The organism is Acinetobacter sp. UBA5984, from assembly GCF_002429925.1.
Classification (GTDB): Bacteria; Pseudomonadota; Gammaproteobacteria; order Pseudomonadales; family Moraxellaceae; genus Acinetobacter; species Acinetobacter variabilis.
Genome location: NZ_DJBE01000018.1, coordinates 1 through 19,064 on the forward strand (window position 1 = coordinate 1; position 19,064 = coordinate 19,064).

18 protein-coding genes, 2 tRNA genes and 1 pseudogene are annotated in these 19,064 nt (G+C 44.8%); 11 read left to right on the forward strand and 10 right to left on the reverse strand.

The features are described 5' to 3' along the window. The coding region (gene recN, locus B3J29_RS03035; RefSeq protein WP_286964384.1) for a DNA repair protein RecN at window positions 1–1,466 on the reverse strand (1,466 nt) is incomplete at its 3' end. Between the two features lie 437 nt (window positions 1,467–1,903). Here recN and B3J29_RS03040 point away from each other — a divergent pair. The 3 genes from B3J29_RS03040 (at window position 1,904) to B3J29_RS03050 (ending at window position 4,082) form a co-directional block, all read left to right on the forward strand. After that, complete coding sequence (locus tag B3J29_RS03040) at window positions 1,904–2,227, forward strand: pyrimidine/purine nucleoside phosphorylase (RefSeq protein ID WP_004787221.1); 324 nt, start codon at window positions 1,904–1,906, stop codon at window positions 2,225–2,227. A 142-nt stretch (window positions 2,228–2,369) separates the two neighbouring features. After that, window positions 2,370–3,119 (forward strand): 23S rRNA (guanosine(2251)-2'-O)-methyltransferase RlmB, encoded by a 750-nt coding sequence (gene rlmB / locus B3J29_RS03045; RefSeq protein ID WP_175966285.1) that lies wholly within the window; start codon window positions 2,370–2,372, stop codon window positions 3,117–3,119. 45 nt (window positions 3,120–3,164) lie between these two features. Next, window positions 3,165–4,082 (forward strand): DMT family transporter, encoded by a 918-nt coding sequence (locus tag B3J29_RS03050; protein WP_175966283.1) that lies wholly within the window; start codon window positions 3,165–3,167, stop codon window positions 4,080–4,082. Between the two features lie 38 nt (window positions 4,083–4,120). On the opposite strand, the gene coaE is transcribed toward B3J29_RS03050, so the two are convergent. The 4 genes from coaE to pilB are packed head-to-tail and all read right to left on the reverse strand — an operon-like array spanning window position 4,121 to window position 8,557. Next, window positions 4,121–4,726 (reverse strand): dephospho-CoA kinase, encoded by a 606-nt coding sequence (coaE, locus tag B3J29_RS03055; protein WP_175966282.1) that lies wholly within the window; start codon window positions 4,724–4,726, stop codon window positions 4,121–4,123. A gap of 1 nt (window position 4,727) precedes the next feature. Then, window positions 4,728–5,588: a prepilin peptidase gene (locus B3J29_RS03060; protein ID WP_175966281.1), complete on the reverse strand. Its 861-nt coding sequence runs from the start codon at window positions 5,586–5,588 to the stop codon at window positions 4,728–4,730. Beyond that, the gene (locus tag B3J29_RS03065) at window positions 5,588–6,817 is read right to left on the reverse strand and encodes a type II secretion system F family protein (RefSeq protein ID WP_004787210.1); all 1,230 of its coding nucleotides are present in this window, start codon (window positions 6,815–6,817) and stop codon (window positions 5,588–5,590) included. Before B3J29_RS03065 ends, B3J29_RS03060 begins: the two co-directional genes overlap by 1 nt. A gap of 30 nt (window positions 6,818–6,847) precedes the next feature. Then, on the reverse strand, window positions 6,848–8,557 hold the full coding sequence (pilB, locus tag B3J29_RS03070) for a type IV-A pilus assembly ATPase PilB (protein WP_175966280.1): 1,710 nt from the start codon (window positions 8,555–8,557) through the stop codon (window positions 6,848–6,850). A 279-nt stretch (window positions 8,558–8,836) separates the two neighbouring features. On the opposite strand from pilB, the gene tpiA reads away from it, so the two are divergent. From tpiA to B3J29_RS03110, 8 genes and pseudogenes are all read left to right on the forward strand, one after another. Continuing rightward, on the forward strand, window positions 8,837–9,628 hold the full coding sequence (gene tpiA / locus B3J29_RS03075; RefSeq protein ID WP_175966279.1) for a triose-phosphate isomerase: 792 nt from the start codon (window positions 8,837–8,839) through the stop codon (window positions 9,626–9,628). 13 nt (window positions 9,629–9,641) lie between these two features. Further along, window positions 9,642–9,971 carry a preprotein translocase subunit SecG gene (gene secG, locus B3J29_RS03080; RefSeq protein WP_004787204.1) on the forward strand — a complete coding sequence of 110 codons (330 nt, stop codon included), beginning with the start codon at window positions 9,642–9,644 and terminating at the stop codon, window positions 9,969–9,971. Between the two features lie 53 nt (window positions 9,972–10,024). Further along, window positions 10,025–10,109: transfer RNA gene (locus B3J29_RS03085), tRNA-Leu, on the forward strand. Between the two features lie 180 nt (window positions 10,110–10,289). Next, a tRNA-Met gene (locus B3J29_RS03090) sits at window positions 10,290–10,366 on the forward strand. Between the two features lie 224 nt (window positions 10,367–10,590). Continuing rightward, complete coding sequence (gene rimP, locus B3J29_RS03095; protein ID WP_034169753.1) at window positions 10,591–11,115, forward strand: ribosome maturation factor RimP; 525 nt, start codon at window positions 10,591–10,593, stop codon at window positions 11,113–11,115. A 35-nt stretch (window positions 11,116–11,150) separates the two neighbouring features. Beyond that, on the forward strand, window positions 11,151–12,635 hold the full coding sequence (nusA, locus tag B3J29_RS03100) for a transcription termination factor NusA (protein WP_004787201.1): 1,485 nt from the start codon (window positions 11,151–11,153) through the stop codon (window positions 12,633–12,635). A gap of 10 nt (window positions 12,636–12,645) precedes the next feature. Next, window positions 12,646–15,205, forward strand: a pseudogene (gene infB, locus B3J29_RS03105) (translation initiation factor IF-2). Then, window positions 15,205–15,609 (forward strand): ribosome-binding factor A, encoded by a 405-nt coding sequence (locus tag B3J29_RS03110; RefSeq protein ID WP_004810065.1) that lies wholly within the window; start codon window positions 15,205–15,207, stop codon window positions 15,607–15,609. The pseudogene infB and the gene B3J29_RS03110 overlap by 1 nt, the downstream one beginning before the upstream one ends. Window positions 15,610–15,681: 72 nt before the next feature. Here the strand turns inward: B3J29_RS03110 and B3J29_RS03115 are convergent, their stop codons facing one another. From B3J29_RS03115 to B3J29_RS03135, 5 genes are read right to left on the reverse strand one after another with little or no spacing between them, the layout of a single operon-like run. Further along, window positions 15,682–16,086, reverse strand: coding sequence for a Na+/H+ antiporter subunit G (locus B3J29_RS03115; RefSeq protein WP_175966277.1), 405 nt, complete (start codon window positions 16,084–16,086; stop codon window positions 15,682–15,684). Between the two features lie 10 nt (window positions 16,087–16,096). Next, a complete protein-coding gene (locus B3J29_RS03120; RefSeq protein WP_004787192.1) occupies window positions 16,097–16,372 on the reverse strand; it encodes a monovalent cation/H+ antiporter subunit F in 276 nt (91 codons plus the stop codon). Then, the gene (locus tag B3J29_RS03125; RefSeq protein WP_175966276.1) at window positions 16,369–16,887 is read right to left on the reverse strand and encodes a Na+/H+ antiporter subunit E; all 519 of its coding nucleotides are present in this window, start codon (window positions 16,885–16,887) and stop codon (window positions 16,369–16,371) included. The genes B3J29_RS03120 and B3J29_RS03125 overlap by 4 nt, the downstream gene beginning before the upstream one ends. Next, window positions 16,887–18,695: a monovalent cation/H+ antiporter subunit D gene (locus B3J29_RS03130; protein WP_175966275.1), complete on the reverse strand. Its 1,809-nt coding sequence runs from the start codon at window positions 18,693–18,695 to the stop codon at window positions 16,887–16,889. Before B3J29_RS03130 ends, B3J29_RS03125 begins: the two co-directional genes overlap by 1 nt. Next, complete coding sequence (locus B3J29_RS03135; protein WP_004787185.1) at window positions 18,695–19,060, reverse strand: Na+/H+ antiporter subunit C; 366 nt, start codon at window positions 19,058–19,060, stop codon at window positions 18,695–18,697. Before B3J29_RS03135 ends, B3J29_RS03130 begins: the two co-directional genes overlap by 1 nt. Between the last annotated feature and the right edge of the window lie 4 nt (window positions 19,061–19,064).

Below are 19,064 nucleotides of genomic sequence, written 5' to 3' on the forward strand. Positions count from 1 at the left end.
GCCTGATGGGTGATACATAGAATTTGTACATGCTGTGCCAGATCAGCCAATAAGCGACCCACGATTTCCGCAGTACCGCCACTGATCCCGACATCGATTTCATCAAAGACCAGTACTTCAGCTTCGGTTTTTTCTGCATTCATCACCTGCATCACCAAGGCGATACGAGATAATTCACCGCCTGAAGCCACCCGTGCCAGAGGTTGCGCTGGAATGCCTTTGTTGGCAGTAAACAAAAGTTGAATAAAACTCAAACCTTCACTTGATGGATGTTCCAAAGGCTCAAATTTAAATTCAAAATGCGCTTCAGGCAGGGCAAGCTGTTTCACCTGTTCGGTCAGTTTTTTCGCCAGAGGTTTGGCTGCATCACGGCGAATCTGATCCAGATGTTGTGCTTTGCTCAGGAACTCCTGATAAGAGACCTCAACCTGTTCAGCCAAAGTTTCTGGGTCTTCCAGCTGATGCAGCTGCTCAAGCTCAGCCTGCCAGGCCTCATATTCTTCTTTCAGCAATTCTGGCTGGGTGCGGTATTTGCGTGCTAAACGGTGAAATACTTCCAATTTAGAATTCAGTTCTTCCATACGTTCCGGATCAAAGCTTTGTCGATCCATAAACTGGCGTAAGGTCGCCGTCGCATCTTCGAGTTCACTTTGGGCATTTAGCAAGGAAGTGTAAATCTGGGAAAGCTGCTCGCTACGACCGGCATGCGATTCCATGCGACGCAAGATTGAAGCCAGTTCCTGCGAAATATTCTGTTCTCCTTCGTCCAGGCCATTCAGGTTATAGACACAGTCCTGCATAATCGCTTCATGATGTGAAAGGCGGTCAAATTCCTGCTCAATTTCCTGATAATCCGTCTGAACGACTTCTTCTAGTTCTTCGAGTTGCAGCTCCAGAGTTTCCATACGTTGCTTACGGGTTGCTTGTGCATCCAACGCTGCCTGATGCTGGCGAATATTTTTATGCCAGGTACTGTAAGCGTCACGTACTTCCTGAGCGGGTGCATAAAAATTGCTATAGCGATCCAGCCAGTGTTTGGGATAAGGCGGTTCTAACAGTTGCTGCTGACTATGCTGGCTATAAAGCTGAACCAGTAGTCGGCCAATTTCTTTCAGTTCTGACAGGCTGCTTGGGCGGCCATTGATCCAGGCCTTGCTGCGGCCAGTGGCAAAGATCACCCGGCGTAAATGAATTTCCCCTGACTCATCATCGAGTTCATGCTCTTTTAACCAGCTCGCCTCAGCGCTGTCTTCCTGATAGCTAAAGGTTGCTGTTATATCGGCTTTTTCGGTGCCATAACGCACATAATTGGTATCGGTTCGCTCACCCAGACAGGCAGACAGGGCATCCAGTAACAGGGATTTACCTGCACCGGTTTCACCAGTAAGAACGTTAAAACCTTTATCAATATCAATAGCAAGATGCTCGGCCAAAGCAAAATTGATCAGAGTTAAATGTGTCAGCATAAACGCATCCGGGCTGCGAAAAGTTTGAATGAAATAGCATGTCAGTTGCTTCAGTCTAGCAACGCGGCTGTTATTATAAATCAGGATAAATCGATTTCATTCTATCTTAAATTTCAGGGATTAATACACGCTTATTTGAATGTTGTGTCACAGGAACCAAGATTAGGCCACTGAAGTTACAAAAGATATTTTCATTTTTCTGACATGCTTGAAGGTTAAATTAAATCAGATCGGAATATATTTTGCTTATAAATAGCGGGAAAAATCACGGCATTTTCCAAGCTCTGCCGAAATCACTCAAACAGCCTGGAATCAAGACAAGCAGGGGTACCCAATAATTTCATTCAAGTCCGATAAACTTCGATTGATTAGTTGCGGGTGCACATTTAAACTACAGCAATCAAAATATTACAAAATGCTTTATCTGGAGAAATGGCATGTCAGCTCAGTTTGATCATGTATCAGTACTTAAAAAATCGAATGTGTATTTTGGCGGGTTATGCATCAGCCATGTGGTGCAATTTGAAGATGGCACTAAAAAAACCTTAGGGGTAATTTTACCTTCAGAAAATGCATTAACTTTTGAAACACATGTCCCTGAGCGTATGGAAATCATTTCAGGTGAATGCCGTGTGCAAATCGCCGACAGCGAAGAGAAAGAACTGTTCCGTGCTGGTCAGTCGTTCTATGTGCCAGGCAATAGCCGTTTCAAAATCGAAACTGATGACGTGCTGGACTATGTTTGCCATTTTGAAGGCTAAACAGACCTACAGATGAGCTGTAACCGATCAAGAAATTTTGTTCTGAATCGGTTAAACTAAGCTTGATAAAGAATCCTGTGAAGTTGGCTTTGCAGGATTTTTCTTTTGCTGCCTATTTCCCAATTTATTTTCGAGGTCGTTCATGGCTAAACCTGAGTATTATTATGGCGTCCATTCAGTAGAATCACTGCTGGAGCTTGAGCCTGAACGTGTCTTGACTCTTTTTACCCTGAAAGGTCGTGATGATCAGCGCCTGAAACGTGTGCTGGAATTGGCTGAGCCTTTCGGCATTAGTGTCCAGCAGGCCAGTCGTGACAAGCTGGAAAAATTGGCAGGTTTGCCTTTTCACCAAGGCGTTGTGGCGGCAGTTCGTCCGCATCCAACCTTAAATGAAAAGGATCTGGAAGATCTATTGAAGCAAGATTCTCAAGTACTTCTATTAGCGCTCGATCAGGTAACTGATCCACATAACCTGGGTGCTTGTATTCGTACTGCCGCAGCGATGGGTGTAGCGGCTGTGATTGTGCCACGTGACCGTTCAGCAAGCCTGACGCCAACTGCACGTAAAGTGGCAGCGGGTGGTGCAGAAAAAGTGAAGTTCATTCAGGTGACCAATCTGGCGCGTACTTTGGGTCAAATCAAAGATGAATTTAATGTACGTGTGGTTGGTACGATGCTGGATGAAAAAGCTTTACCTATCCAGAAATTTGATTTTACCGGAACAGGTGTATGCGTGGTGATGGGTGCGGAAGATACCGGTTTACGTCCAATTACCCAAAGCCAATGTGACCAGACGGTTTATATTCCGATGGTAGGTAATCTGCAAAGCCTGAATGTGAGCGTGGCAACAGGTATGGCTCTTTATGAGGCCTGTCGTCAGCGTCAAGCTTAAGTCCTTTTTATTGTTTATTCATAAATACTGTTAAAGAAGAAGTCTATGTCTCCCCGAACGCAAGGTTATGCCTTTGTCTTAATTACCATGTGTATTTGGGGAGGTTTTACCTTAAGCACGCGCTTAAGTGCCCAATGGGGGATTAGTGCCTGGGATCTGGTAGGATTACGATTCCTACTGGCTTTTCTGATTCTGATGCCAGTCCTGATTTATAAAAAGGACACAGCCTTTTTATGGAGTAAGGAATCCTTTCTCTTAGCCATGATCGGTGGAGTGGGGTATTGCCTGACCGCCTATACCGCTTTCCATTATGCACCTGCAGCCCATGCTGCCGTATTTCTCAATGGCTGTATTCCGCTTAGTACCGCAGTGGCCGCTTTTGTATTATTTAAACAAGGGTTTGACCGACATACCTGGATCAGTATGGCGATTATGCTGCTTGCGATTAGCAGTATGAGCTGGCTGATGTTCCGGGAGTCTGGTGTTGCCTTGGGATTAGGCGATCTGCTGTTTTTCATCAGTGCGATGTGGTGGGGGGTGTTCACTGTACTGCTACGTCAATGTAAGCTATCTGCCTGGCATTCTATGGCTAGTGTGGCGATCTGGTCAGCCATCGTTTATGTGCCAATTTATCTGCTATTCTTCCCCAAACATCTGGATGCGGCTGAACCTTGGCAAATGGCTTCCCAAGTTCTCTTTCACGGTATTTTTGTGGTGATTGTAGCGACACTAACTTATGTGGAAGCGATTAAGCGTTTAGGTGCATTTAAAGCGGGCAGTATCGTGACCCTCGCACCATTCATTGCTGCCATACTGGCTGTACCGTTATTAAATGAACCTCTAAGTCTCGCGATTGTCTCTGGTTTGGTAGGTATGGCAATTGGTGCCATACAGCCTTGGCGCTGGTTGATGCATCGAGATAGCCTGAGTCAAAAACTGGAACAACAAAAAAAGCAGTCCTAAAAGGGCTGCTTTTTATTTGAACTCTGACTGAGTTCGGGTTAATGATTTTGAGCAGCCATCTGAAGATATTTTTCATGCAATGGCGTGAGATGGGCATAGAGATGCTCCAGCTCACCATCATTCAGCACAATATCATCAGCCATGGCACACTTTTGTTCACGCGGCATTTGTGCGGCAATGATCTTCTGAATTTGCTCTACATTTTGTCTATCACGCTGCGAAGCCCGTTGAATTTGCAGTTCAATAGCAGCATCAATTAATAATGTATGTTGTGTCAGTTCATGCTGATTGGTTTCAAACAATAAAGGAGACACTAAAATCGCATAAGGACTTTGTGCTGCATGCAACTGTTGAATAATTGAAGTGCGAATAGCAGGGTGGGTGATATTTTCCAGCGTTTTTCGTGCTTCTTGAGAATGAAAAATATGTTCGCGCAAAGCACGGCGATTCAATGAGCCATCCTCAAGCAAAACCCAATCGCCAAAAGCTTGCTGAATCTGCTGTAGGGCTGGTTGACCAATATCAACGACTTCACGGGCGACAATATCCGCATCTACGACAGCAATCCCTTGAGATTCAAACCATTGGCTGGCAGCAGACTTGCCACTGCCAATTCCACCAGTTAAACCTAGTACAAATTTCACTTTACTGACCTAAATAAATTTTCATGATCTGCTCACCCCATAAAAAGGCAATCCAGCCGGCAATGGCAATATAAGGGCCAAAGGCAAAGGGCTGATTTTCTTTACGGACTTTAAGCAGGATAATCCCAATAATCGCACCCACTAATGATGACAATAATACAATGAGTGGTAGGAGCATAGGCCCCATCCAGGCACCTAGGGCCGCTAACAGTTTGAAATCTCCATAGCCCATACCTTCCTTGCCGGTCACCAGCTTAAATAGATAATACACTACCCATAAGCATAAGAAGCCAATGATATAGCCCCAGATGGCAGAACTAGGGGTAGTATAAATCGCATAACTATTAATACCCAGGCCGAGTGCAGCCAGCGGCAGGGTATAGCGATCAGGTAATAACTGGGTGTCGAAATCAATAAAGGTGAGGGCAATCAAGACATAGGTAAAAACCAAACCAAACAGCATCTGTATTGTAGGCCCGAATGTTGCTACCACTATTAATGCACAAACAGCTGTGAGAAGTTCGATAAATGGATAGCGAATACTGATTGGATTCTGACAGTTGCCACATTTACCGCGTAATAAGATCCAGCTAATCACTGGAATATTTTGATACCAGCGAATAGGAGTCTGACATTTCGGGCAGGTTGAAGCTGGCTTGCTTAAAGTAATTTTGCTTTCATCAATAATGGGCTGATCTGGATGCAAAAACAGCTGGCAATCTGTACGCCACTCCTGTTCCATCATTTTAGGGGTGCGGTAAATGACAACGTTTAAAAAGCTACCAATACAGAGACTAAAAAGCCCAACTGCGAGATAAAGCGCAGTTGGGTTTTGACTGAAATATAAAATAAAATCTTGCATTAAACCACGGAACCCATTTGGAAAATTGGAAGGTACATTGCGATAACAAGGCCACCAACAAGGACACCAAGAATGGCCATAATCAAGGGCTCCATCATGGAAGTTAAACCGTCGACCGCATTGTCGACTTCATTTTCATAATGGGTTGCGACTTTATCCAGCATAGCATCTAGTGCGCCGGATTCTTCACCAATCGCAACCATTTGTACGGCCATAGAAGGGAATTTATCGGTGACACGCATGGCAAATTGAAGCTGTTGACCGGTTGCAACATCTTCCTTGATTTTTAATACCGCCTCCTCATAGACCACGTTATTGGTTGCACCAGCAGTCGATTCAAGCGCATCAATTAATGGCACACCGGCAGCAAAAGTGGTGGCGAGAGTGCGGCTATAACGAGCAATGATCGCTTTATAGACCAGATCACCAAAGATGGGTGCTTTGAGCGCAGCCTTATCCAGTAAATCACGGAATTTTTTGCTACGCTTTTTCGCTTCAAGGAAAGCAGTAATCACTACGCCAATTCCAATAATCAAAAGGAACCAATATTTTTGCATCCATTCGGACATATTGACTACCATTTTAGTAAATGCAGGTAAGTCCGCACCGAATGAAGAGAATAAGTCCTGGAATACAGGGACTACTTTCACCATCAGAATAATCGTCACGATCACAGCTACTACAATAACTGTAGCTGGATATTTCATGGCTTTTTTGATCTTTTGCTTCAACAGTTCACTTTTTTCTTTATAAATCGCGACACGATCCAGCATGGTTTCCAGAGCACCAGATTGTTCGCCAGATTCGACCAAAGAGCAGAATAGATTATCGAAATATTGTGGGTATTTTCGTAAGGCTCCGGCAAAAGTATTCCCCCCTTCAACTTCGCCTTTAATTCCAAGCACAACCTCGCGCATGGATGGATTTTCTAAACCTTCTGCAACAATTTCAAAGCCTTGTACTAAAGGCACCCCCGCTTTCATCATGGTGGCGAGCTGACGGGTGAAGATGGTGATATCCAGGGTGGAAACCTTTTTCTTCATCAAACCTTCGAGAATATTTTTTTTCTTTTCTCGAATGGTTTTGATCGTAATGCCTTGTTTGCGCAAGTTCACTTTTGCCAAGGCCATATTTCGTGCCGGCAATTCCCCTTTGATCTTTGCGCCTTTGCGGTCAACCCCTTCATAACTGAAGATCGGTGTCATCTGGCCTTTTTTTACTGCTGCCATAGCTTTATCCTTATTTTATATTCAGCACGATCATTCGCTGGTTACACGATTGACTTCCTGTAAAGAAGTCACCCCCTGCATAACCTTCACTAACCCTGATCGGCGTAAATTGTTAAATCCTGCACGCGCGGAAGCTTCAGCAATTTCAATGGCATTGCCATCTTCCATAATAATTCTTGAAATTTCAGGTGTGACTTTCATGACTTCGTAAATACCGACCCGGCCCTTATAACCTTCACGGCATTCATTACAGCCGACTGGCTCATAAATCTGAAATTCAGGGCTTTGTAAATCTGCTTCGGTAAAGCCCATTTCTAGCAAACTTTGCTGAGGAATATCAGCCGGCTTTTTACATTGTGAACACAAGCGACGGGCCAGACGCTGCGCAATCACTAGATTGACCGAGGTCGCGATATTGAAAGAAGGGACGCCCATATTACGTAAACGGGTCAGAGTTTCCGGAGCACTGTTGGTGTGCAGGGTTGACATCACCATATGACCTGTTTGGGCTGCCTTGATTGCAATTTCAGCTGTTTCCAGATCACGGATCTCACCGACCATGACAATATCAGGATCCTGACGCAAGAAGGATTTTAATGCCGCTGCGAAAGTCAGGCCAACTTTATTATTCACGTTAACCTGATTAATCCCTTGCAGATTAATCTCGACCGGATCTTCCGCAGTAGAAATATTGGTATCTTCACGATTTAAGATGTTTAAGCCCGTATAAAGGGATACGGTTTTACCGGAACCAGTAGGACCGGTAATCAGTAACATCCCTTGCGGTTTATCTAAGGCTTCCATGAATAACTCTTTCTGCTCAGGTTCATAACCTAAAGCATCAATTCCCAGCATGGCACTAGACGGATCTAGAATACGTAGAACCAGTTTTTCACCAAACAGGGTAGGGAGTGAGTTAACACGGAAGTCGATAGCTTTGTTTTTTGAAAGCTTTAATTTAATACGGCCGTCTTGAGGCACGCGTTTCTCAGAAATGTCCATTTGCGACATAACTTTTAAACGTGACGCCAAACGGTTTGCTAGTTGTAGCGGCGGTGTTGCAATTTGACGTAAGACTCCATCAACACGATAGCGTACCCGATACATTTTTTCATAAGGTTCAAAATGTAAATCTGATGCCCCCATACGAATGGCATCAATCAGTAATTTATTAATATATTTAACAATCGGGGCTTCTTCACTTTTGTCTTTTTCGTCTTCTTCTTTATTTGGATCGGTTGTGTCGACATCGACATCCAGATCGAAATCATCATCAAAATCAAAAGTACTTTCTTCAGTAAAGTTTTGCTCAATCAGTTTTTCAAGTTTATTGTGTTCAACAATAACAGTTTCGATATTCAGTTTGGTTGCAAAGCGGATGGCATCCGTTGCTTCAATATTGGTTGGATTGCTCGTGGCAACATAAAGAACATTGGAATTCTTATAAATTGGCAAAATTCGATGTTTGGTAATTAGCTTTTCATCGATATCTTCACGCAGGATTTGTCCTGGATCATAAGCGCCAATATCAAATAAAGGCTCACCAAATTCTACTGAGATCGTTTCGGCAATGGTGGTAGGGGAAAGATTATGATGACTGACCAAATAGGCCACGATATCCGTTTTTTCTTGTTTGGCATTGGCTAAAGCTGTACGCATATCTTCAGCCGATAATACCCCTTCATAGACCAGGCGACGAATAAACCCCGTAAATCTTGGTGACCCCTGCAATGCTGTCATGCTTCAATATGCCTATCAATTCAATTTTTTTAATTTGCTATTCTAAAATTATACGTTTGTTATACAAAAATACCATAGCTGAGAATGCTGCAATCTTCCTGATATTCAGTAAAAGCTTGAACTGGTCGGAAGAACCGGGCATTTTTTTCAGTGATAACAAAAAATATCCATTTTGAATAGTCTAAACTGAGAAATAGGATGAATAAAACTATTCTTTAAATTTTACAATTCCGTGTAGAATGTGCCCAATTCAAGATATGTCAGTGAAATAGGTTATTTATGTCGGTTTCGACGATTACCCCTTGGGTAGTGGGCAACTGGAAAATGAATCCAATGCAAGCAGATGCCCAGGCTTTGGTTCAAAATTTCAAAGACTTGCTTGAGTCTGCACCAGTTTCAACAGAGAAATGTCATTTGGGTGTGGCACCGACAACCCTTGCCTTAACTCAAATTCAAACTGAATTTGCTTCTGCAAATCGCCCTGTATATACCGTAGCACAAGATGTATCACGTATTTCAGGTACAGGCGCTTATACCGGGGAAGTAAGTGCTGAATTATTGGCTGATAGCCAGATTCACTATGTATTGATTGGACACTCTGAACGTCGTGAAATTTTTGCTGAAAGTTCACAGATTCTAAATGCTAAAATCAAGAATGCCTTAAATGCTGGCTTAACCGTAATTTACTGTGTGGGCGAAAGTCTGGAACAGCGTGAAGCAGGGCAGGCAGAAGCAGTGGTTCTGCAACAGATTTGTGATATCGCGACTGTGGTTGCAGGCGAGCAGTGGAAAAATATCGTGATTGCTTATGAGCCAATCTGGGCCATTGGTACCGGTAAAACAGCTTCTCCGGAAGATGCGCAGGCCATGCATGCCCAGATCCGTCAGGGCTTGAGCCAGATTACAGGTTATGCTGCGACTATGGCGATTTTATATGGTGGTAGTGTAAAACCGGAAAATGCAGTAGAGTTAGCAGCCTGTCCTGACATTAACGGGGCATTGGTGGGTGGTGCATCGCTCAATGCTGAGTCGTTCCATCAAATTGCTCAAGCATTTGCAAATACACAATAATTAGGAGTTCAGCATGCAAACTTTTGTGCTGGTAGTACATATTATCTTAGCGATTTTGATGATTGTCTTGATTTTGGTTCAGCATGGTAAAGGTGCGGATGCAGGTGCATCATTCGGTGGCGGCGGTGCGGCAACGATCTTTGGTGCCTCGGGTTCGGGTAATTTCATGACCCGTTTGACGGCAGTTTTTACCGCATTGTTCTTTGTAACCAGTATTACTTTGGCGATTCTTGCCAAGAAACAGACCACTGATGCGTACAGTTTGTCTTCAATTCAATCAGCTCCAACTGCGCCTGCGCAACCGGTTGAAACTTCACCAACTGCACCACAAACGACCGAATAATTTTAATTAAACCTTTCTTTTTTTCAGTGATGCGACTAGAATGCGTCACAGCTGCGGTGGTGGTGGAATTGGTAGACACGCTACCTTGAGGTGGTAGTGCTTTCGGGCGTGGGGGTTCAAGTCCCCCCTTCCGCACCAACTTATAATCCAGAACATAAGTTGGTGTATGCAGCTAAAAAAACTTCTGTTGATGCGGGATGGAGCAGTCTGNNATCCAGCTCCCGCTACCAATTTTTCAGTAACAGATAACAAATATGCAGAATGATGTGGTTGTGATTGAAAAGTTCGCATCTTTTGTATATAATTTTTGCACGTTGATGCGGGATGGAGCAGTCTGGTAGCTCGTCGGGCTCATAACCCGAAGGTCGTTGGTTCAAATCCAGCTCCCGCTACCAAGTTTCTTAAAAGAGGCTCACAACTATGGTGGGCCTTTTTGCACAGTGGGATTTGAAAAAAGTTCAAATTGTGTATTAATTGGGGCGATTTACGCCCTTTTTTATTGGCTATCGTGTAGTGTCGACAATATTTGGTCAAATCTCCATGTTTCACTACTACTATAGTTTGTATTGGTTTGTAGTGGTCAAATAGATCATAAAATCGCACCAGATGACGAGAGTAAATGAAGCTATCAAATAAAACTCAAGCACTTCAGGACTTGATTGCACCAGCAGTTGAAGCCTGTGATGTAAACCTGTGGGGGATTGAATTCCTGCCACAAGGCAAACGTTCATTATTACGGATCTATATCGACAAACCGGTCGATGAAAATGCAGCACCTGTTGTCAATGAAGATGGCGAAGAAGAGCAGGGTCGTGGTATTGGGGTTCAGGACTGTGTGCGTGTCACACAGCAAGTCGGCGCGATCTTGGATGTACATGATCCAATCTCAGGTGAATATTCGCTTGAAGTGTCTTCACCAGGTTGGGATCGTCCATTCTTCCAGCTCGAACAGATGTCAGGCTATATTGGTCATACCGTAGCACTACGTCTGATCAGTGCGGTAGATAACCGTCGTAAATTCCAGGCAAAACTGGTTGCAGTCGACCTTGAAAATGAAATGATTCAAGTTGAAGTAGAAAAGCAACAGATTTTGGATATCGACAGTCACAATATCGATAAAGCAAACTTGGTCTATCAAGATTAATTCAATTAATAAGAATCTGAACGAATAGGTGACTTATGGCACGTGAAATTCTTACCGTGGTTGAAACGGTTAGTAACGAAAAAGGTGTAAGTCGTGAAGCAATTTTTGAAGCGCTAGAACAAGCTTTGGTTGCAGCGACTAAGAAGAAATTCTACGAGGGGACTCACTCGGAAGAAGCTCGTCTTCGTGTAGAAATTGACCGTAAAACTGGTGATTACCGTACTTTCCGTCAATGGGAAGTGGTGGCTGATGAAGATCATGAAATGCCTGCCTGTCAGGATGCGATCTCTGATGTGGATCCAGCACAATGGTCGATTGGTGATATCCGTGAACTGGAAGTAGAATCAATCGATTTCGGTCGTATTGCTGCCCAGATCGCGAAACAGGTGATTGTACAGAAGATCCGCGAAGCAGAACGTGCACTAGTTGCTGATGCTTATGAATCTAAAGTCGGTGAGCTGATCTATGGTGAAGTGAAAAAACAAACCAAAGATGGTTTTATCATTGACTTGGGTGACAACGCAGAAGCGTATCTGGCACGTGAAGAGATGATTCCGAAGGAAATCCTTCGTCCGAAACAACGCGTAAATGCGATTCTATACAGCGTTAACCGTGAAGGCCGTGGTGCACAATTATTGTTGTCACGTGCTAAACCGGAAATGCTGATTGCATTGATGAAAAAAGAAATTCCTGAAATTTCTGAAGAAATCATTGAAATTAAGGCTGCAGCTCGTCAACCGGGTGTTCGTGCTAAAATTGCAGTGAAAACCAACGACCACCGTATTGACCCGGTGGGTGCTTGTATTGGTATGCGTGGTACACGTATCCAGGCTGTACAGCAAGAGCTCAATGGCGAGCGTATTGATGTAGTGGTTTGGTCGGATGATCCTGCGCAATATATCGCAAGCGCATTAGAACCAGCCGATGTATCTAGTATTGTCATCGATGAAGATGCACGTACTGCAGATATCATTTTCGCGACTAGTGATCAGCTAGCTCGTGCAATTGGTTCACAAGGTCAAAACGTTCGTCTGGCATCTGAATTGACTGGCTACAAGCTGGACATGATGCTGGAAGAAGAATACTACGCACGTCAGCAAAGCGAAGCACAAAAATACCTGGACATGTTTGTTACACGTCTGGATATTGCTGAAGATTTGGCGATGGCGTTGGTAGAAATGGGCTTCACCTCGCTTGAAGAAATTGCTTACGTACCGCCAGAAACGTTTGATGAAATCGAACTGGATGCGGAACTGGTTGAACTACTGCAAAGCCGTGCGAAAGAAATTGCACTTGCTGATGCATTACAACAGCAAGAAAACGTACAAGCGCCAAGTGAAGAACTTGTTGCAATGGAAGGCATGACAGCAGAGATCGCGCAAGCTCTCGCAGCTCGTGGTGTGGTAACCGTAGATGACTTAGCTGACCAAGCGACTGATGATATTGAAGATATCGAAGGTCTCGGTGCTGAGAAAGCCGGTCAACTTATTATGAAAGCGCGCGAATCATGGTTTAACTAGGAGGTAGTATATGACGGACAAGTCGATTAAAGAGTTAGCACTCAGCGTGGGTCGCCATGTTGATAAGCTCCTAGAGCAGGTTCGTGAGGCAGGTTTACCACAGCGTAAAGCTGACGATATTATTACCACCGAACAACAAGATCGCTTAATGAATCATGTGAAAAAGACACAAGGTTCAGATGGCCATGCAGGACAAATCACGTTGAAACGTAAAACGACCAGTACTGCTAAAGTGGCAAGTACTTCAGGTAAGGCGAAAACGATTAATGTAGAAGTTCGCAAGAAACATACATTCGTCAAGCCAGACCCGGAACAAATTAAAGCAGAAGCTTTAGCGAAGGCTCAAGCTGAACAGCAAGCGAAAGCAGAAGCTGAACAGAAGTCAGCACCAGCTAGAAAACCTGCTGATGCACCTAAATCGGGTACAAACAATGCAAGCAAAGCCCTAGAAGCAATGCGTGCAGCTCAGAAACAAGAAACTGAGAAACAGGAAACACCTAAAGCAGCTGTTGTGGTAAAACGCAAATCAACTAACAAGCCGATTGTGAAAGCAGCGGTTAAACAAGTTGAAACAGCAGAACAGAAAAAAGCACGTGAAGCTCAAGCCGCTCAATTAAAAGCAGCTGAAGAAGCGGCACGTCGTAAGGCAGCTGAAGAAGCACAACAACGTACCCTTGAGCAAATGCGCAAGATGGCGTCGAAGTATTCTTCTGAAGATACCACTGCAACCATTCGTGTGATTGATGATTCTCCACTTGCTGCTGGTCTGGTTGGTCAGGCATATGAAGACTCATTTGCGAAAGAAGACCGCGAAATTAAACGTGGTACCAATACTTCAAATACACGTTCACCGAAGAAAGGTGGTCGTCGTGGTGAAGAGCAGTCTTTCCGTGATAACTCACANNATGAAAATGGGTGAACTGGTTACTCAAAACCAGGCGATCGATCAGGAAATCGCAGCACTTGTGGTTGAAGAAATGGGCCATAACCCGGTACTGGTTTCTGAAACTGCAGTTGAAGATAACCTGCTTGAACAGGCTGAAGAAGCTCGTGGTGCGCAAACTACTCGTGCGCCAGTTGTTACGATTATGGGTCACGTTGACCATGGTAAAACATCGCTTCTGGACCGTATTCGTCGTGCCAAAGTGGCGCAAGGTGAAGCAGGTGGCATTACCCAGCATATCGGTGCTTATCATGTAACGACTGATAAAGGTAGTATCACATTCCTTGATACTCCGGGACACGCAGCGTTTACTGCAATGCGTTCACGTGGTGCCAAAGCGACTGATATCGTAGTCTTGGTTGTTGCAGCAGACGATGGCGTGATGCCACAAACTGCAGAAGCAATCGATCACGCACGTGCAGCGGGTACGCCAATCATTGTTGCAATCAACAAGATGGATAAAGACTCTGCTGATCCAGATCGCGTATTGAACGAATTGACCACCAAAGAAATCGTACCTGAAGAATGGGGCGGTGACGTTCCTGTCGCGAAAGTATCTGCACATACTGGTGCGGGTATTGACGAACTTCTTGACCTGATTTTAATTCAGTCTGAATTGCTTGAATTGAAGGCGTCTGAAGAAGGTGCGGCACAAGGTGTTGTGATTGAAGCGCGTGTTGATAAAGGCCGCGGTGCAGTGACTTCTATTCTTGTACAAAACGGTACGCTGAAAGTGGGTGATCTGGTTCTTGCTGGTTCATCTTATGGCCGCGTTCGTGCCATGACCGATGAAAACGGTAAACGTATCAAGTCTGCAGGTCCTTCGATTCCAGTTGAAATTCTGGGTCTTCCAGAAGCGCCGATGGCAGGTGACGAAGTTCTTGTTGTGAATGACGAGAAGAAAGCACGTGAAGTTGCCGATGCGCGTATGGATCGTGAACGTCAAAAACGTCTTGAACGTCAATCTGCAATGCGTCTTGAAAACATCATGGCGTCTATGGGCAAAAAAGATGTGCCAATCGTCAATGTGGTATTGAAAACTGATGTACGCGGTACATTGGAAGCACTGCATGTTGCATTGGCTGAGCTTTCAACGGATGAAGTAAAAGTACGTATTATCGGTTCTGGTGTAGGTGCGATTACTGAATCTGACGTAACACTTGCTGAATCTTCAGAAGCGGTTCTTCTGGGCTTTAACGTACGTGCCGACAATACTGCACGTCAAAAAGCAGATGCAGACAGTATCGACATTCGTTACTACTCAGTAATCTATCAATTGATTGATGACGTGAAAGCAGCGATGAGCGGTAAGCTTGCTCCTGAACACCGTGAAACGATCTTGGGTGTTGCTCAAGTACGTGAAGTGTTCCACTCAAGCAAATTTGGTGCTGCAGCAGGCTGTATGGTCCTTGAAGGCGTATTACACCGTAATAAACCGATTCGCGTATTACGTGATGACGTGGTGATCTTCCAGGGTGAGCTAGAATCTCTTCGTCGCTATAAAGAAGTGGTGGAAGAAGTTCGTGCCGGTATGGAATGTGGTCTTGCGGTGAAAGGCTATAAAGACATCAAACCTCTCGACAAGATCGAAGTGTATGATGTGCAATTGATTAAACGGAGTCTTTAATGGCGGGTAGTCAACGTCTTAAGCGTATGGCGGATACGGTACAACGTGAGTTGTCTGAACTGATCCGTCAGGAGCTGAAAGATCCACGTCTGGGGGGTCTGGTGACCATCTCAGCCGTGAAGGTGAGCCCAGACTTAGGATATGCAGAAGTTTATGTCACAGTAATGGGGCGTGAACTGGGTGATGAGCAAAGTGAAGCGGCAAATAAAGAAACACTCGATGTCCTGAATAAGGCATCTGGGTTCTTGCGCCATGAACTGAGCCGTCGGATCAAGACACGTATTACACCTCGTCTACGTTTCCATTACGACAAAACCAATGCATATGGTAACTATATGTTTGGTCTGATTGCTGAAGCAGTGAAGGATTTACCTCCTGCTGAAGATAAGAAAGATGAAGAATAAGCTTTTATAAAGCTCAATAAAAAAGCCACCTTAGGGTGGCTTTTTTATTACTGAACTTTTAAGTAGAACTGGCTAACTATTACTTGAGTCTTGATCATTCATTTTCTTTTCATAAAATGCACGACGGCGGGTTTTCTGCCAAGGCAATGGACGTTCCAGAGTTTCTGGCACTTCACCACTCATCGAACGCAAACGTAAATGTAAGGCCGCTTGCGCCATCAGGTTGGCAGATACCGGTGCAGTAATGAAGGCAAATAGGGTAATCAGTACTTCGGCAAAACCTAAACGGCCATAGATGGCTGAAAAAATAATAGAAGCGATCAGGAAGCTTCCCAATCCTAAGGTACTGGATTTGGTCGGTGCATGCAGACGCATAAACAGGTCGGGTAGACGTATCATCCCAATACCGCCCACCAGCATAAAGAACGCGCCAATCAATAAAAAAATCGAAACTAGTATTTCTAAAATTAAAGGCATTTAAGAACTCCTAGTCGATGACATGGCCAGTGGTGAAATAGCGGGCAAGGGCAGCGGTAGAGACAAAACCTAACATGGCCACTAGTAAGGCACCTTCAAACATGAAAGTACTGCTCCAGTAGATTCCCAGAATCACCACCAGACAGGTTGCATTTAAAAATAGGGTGTCCAGTGCCAGCAGACGGTCGACGATTGATGGGCCCATGACCAGCCGGATCAGACACAGCAACATGGAGATCGTGACAGCACCCAGACAAATCAGCAATGCATATGGCAGAATGGTCATGCTTCAGCTCCTGATTGTGCGCTAAAAATTTTAATCAATGGTTGTTCATAGCGCTGTTTGATGGTTTCAATTTCGGCCTCTTCATCATCCGTGCTTAAGGCATGCACCAGAATATCGCCACGGTCCTGATCAATCCCCGCAGAAACTGTACCAGGTGTCGTGGTAATGATCATCGCCAGTAAAGTATTTACTTCTTCATGTTCGGTATCCAGAGGAACACGAAACCATTTGGGATGCAGATTTTTGGTCGGTCCCAGAACCAGAATCGCTACCTTAATGTTTGCGACAATGATGTCCCAAACGACGACCCAAAACAGGCGCATCGCTGGCACCCACCGGATATTCGGTGTGTAATCAATAAAAGGGGCGACTATTCGGGGAATCAAAATGGCCAGAAATATTGCCATAAGGAGTGTGCCGACTTCCATATTATGGGCCAGCATGACCCAGCTCATCGCCACAATGACCGAAACGAAAGGATGTGGGAACCAGCGTTGAAGTAATGATTCAGCCATTAAAGTCCCTCCGCCGGTTTAAGTTGATTGTCGTCGTATTTGTTCTGTTCAATATACTGTTTATCTATCTGACGCTGTTTAAATTCAGAAATATGTTCGCCATTTAAGGTATTTTCTGAAATGACATAAGGAATCAGATGCGCATTTGGATCAGGCGTTTCACCACCATATTTGGTTTCCGGTAAATAACCCGGATCAAATGGCTGTACACTGATGAACTTACCTTCAGCATCACGTTTTAGCAATGCGGCTTCATAAATCGGATTGGTTTTAATCTGTGCTGCGGTCTGATAATTATATTGATAGATCGGTGCAGCAAAAACAACGAAGGCAGTCAGACTGAGCAATAGTAGATAAATAACCCGGTCATTACGTGCCGGTGCCTTACTTGGTAAGGCTTCATACTTGCTGAATTCTGCAGAATTTTCATCCTGTTCAGGTTTGCTTGAACGCCAGAACAGAATAAAACCGACCCGGGTAAAAGCCAGAATACTTAGTAAGCTGACCAGTAGAACCGTAAAGATAATCAGCATTTGATGCTCAGACTGTCCTGAAGCTTGCAGGATAAACACCTTACCGAAGAAGCCGCTGAAAGGTGGTAAGCCGGCCATCATCAAGGCAATGATGAAATATACAATGGAAACCAAAGTATTCTGTTTCATCTGTGGGGCAATTTTAAAGTGATCTTTAAATTCACCGCGTTGTGAGGTAATCCAGCCACATAGGATATAAAACGCTGCGCCAATTAGGGTACTGTGTACCATATAGTACAAGGCACCTGCCCAAGCCTGAGTGCTGTTCATGGCAATCGCAATCAGAATGGTGCCGACCGAAGACAGGATCATAAAGCCGACGAAACGACGTAGACGTTCAGTCCCAATGGCACCAAATGCCCCATACAGTGAAGTAATCACCCCAATTACCAGCAGACAGTTCATCAGAATCTGGTGGCTATATTCATCATCAAATACAGTGCCATTGACCCGGATAATCGCGTAGATCCCGACTTTGGTCATGATGGTAAACAGGGCAGCCACCGGAGTAGTCGCAACAGCATACGTTTTAGGAAGCCACAGGCCTACCGGTAACATGGCTGCCTTGATCCCGAACACCACAAATAGCATCAGTCCGCCTGCAACGGCCAGCTTATGTTCATCGCCTGCCAAAGTTGGCATCAGTCTAGCGACATCAGCCATATTCAGACTGCCGACACTGCCATAAATCATGCCGAGCCCGATCAGGAACATGGCAGAAGCGAGCAGGTTAATAGCCACATAATGTACACCGAGCTGGAAGCGTGCCTTGCCTTGCCCATGCAAAAGTAGGACATAGGATGCCATTAACAGGATCTCGAAGAACACGAACAGGTTAAACAAGTCACCGGTCAGAAAGGCACCACTAAGCCCCATTAATAAAAAATGCACCATGGCGTGGAAATAGCGCCCGCGAATATCCCATTCTTTGCTGGCATACCAAACGATTGGCAAAGCGAGTGCATAGGTCAGTACCAGCATCAAGGCAGAGAGTTGGTCTAGGACCAGCACAATACCAAAAGGGGCAGCCCATTCACTTAAAGTGTAGACATTAATTTGCCCTTGGCTGCTATTGATCAGATAGCCAATCGCCATAATCAGACCCAATAGGGTCGAAATATGACTCACGCCACGACGCCACGGCTGACGCCAGTCGGTAATCAGAGAACCGGAACCCGGGTTACCTAACAGTACTAAAATAAAGGCAGTAAAGGCCGGTAAAAGAATACTGAAAATAGGGGTGTGTTGATTCAAGAAGTTGAGAAGATCAGTCATTACGGCTCATCCTCGCGTGGGTCATGTTGCGGTATTTCTTCTTTGGAATCAACGTGATCTGTTCCTGATTCATAACGGCTACGTAAGGCCAGCTGTACAATAAAGGCGGTGGTGGCAAAACCGATTACAATGGCGGTCAGCACTAGCGCCTGAGGTAAAGGATCGGTGACCTGCGTGGCTTCGGTGAGCACTGCAGGCGAATTCATCTGAATACGGCCCATGGCAAATAAAAACAGGTTCACTGCATAACCAATCATGGCCAGTCCAAGGACGACCGGAAAGGTACGTGCCCGCAGAATCAGATAGATCCCAGTGGCAGTGAGTAGGCCAATTGCTGAGGCTAATAAAAGTTCTAAACTAATCATTCTA

Coding starts and splice junctions, on each gene's coding strand:
- tpiA (WP_175966279.1), top strand. CDS start 8,837: ATGTCGGTTTCGACGATTACCCCTTGGGTAGTGGGCAACTGGAAAATG.
- B3J29_RS03130 (WP_175966275.1), bottom strand. CDS start 18,695: ATGACTGATCTTCTCAACTTCTTGAATCAACACACCCCTATTTTCAGT.
- B3J29_RS03125 (WP_175966276.1), bottom strand. CDS start 16,887: ATGGCTGAATCATTACTTCAACGCTGGTTCCCACATCCTTTCGTTTCG.
- nusA (WP_004787201.1), top strand. CDS start 11,151: ATGGCACGTGAAATTCTTACCGTGGTTGAAACGGTTAGTAACGAAAAA.
- rimP (WP_034169753.1), top strand. CDS start 10,591: ATGAAGCTATCAAATAAAACTCAAGCACTTCAGGACTTGATTGCACCA.
- B3J29_RS03135 (WP_004787185.1), bottom strand. CDS start 19,060: ATGATTAGTTTAGAACTTTTATTAGCCTCAGCAATTGGCCTACTCACT.
- B3J29_RS03110 (WP_004810065.1), top strand. CDS start 15,205: ATGGCGGGTAGTCAACGTCTTAAGCGTATGGCGGATACGGTACAACGT.
- B3J29_RS03060 (WP_175966281.1), bottom strand. CDS start 5,588: ATGCAAGATTTTATTTTATATTTCAGTCAAAACCCAACTGCGCTTTAT.
- pilB (WP_175966280.1), bottom strand. CDS start 8,557: ATGACAGCATTGCAGGGGTCACCAAGATTTACGGGGTTTATTCGTCGC.
- rlmB (WP_175966285.1), top strand. CDS start 2,370: ATGGCTAAACCTGAGTATTATTATGGCGTCCATTCAGTAGAATCACTG.
- B3J29_RS03040 (WP_004787221.1), top strand. CDS start 1,904: ATGTCAGCTCAGTTTGATCATGTATCAGTACTTAAAAAATCGAATGTG.
- B3J29_RS03050 (WP_175966283.1), top strand. CDS start 3,165: ATGTCTCCCCGAACGCAAGGTTATGCCTTTGTCTTAATTACCATGTGT.
- secG (WP_004787204.1), top strand. CDS start 9,642: ATGCAAACTTTTGTGCTGGTAGTACATATTATCTTAGCGATTTTGATG.
- B3J29_RS03065 (WP_004787210.1), bottom strand. CDS start 6,817: ATGGCAGCAGTAAAAAAAGGCCAGATGACACCGATCTTCAGTTATGAA.
- B3J29_RS03115 (WP_175966277.1), bottom strand. CDS start 16,086: ATGCCTTTAATTTTAGAAATACTAGTTTCGATTTTTTTATTGATTGGC.
- B3J29_RS03120 (WP_004787192.1), bottom strand. CDS start 16,372: ATGACCATTCTGCCATATGCATTGCTGATTTGTCTGGGTGCTGTCACG.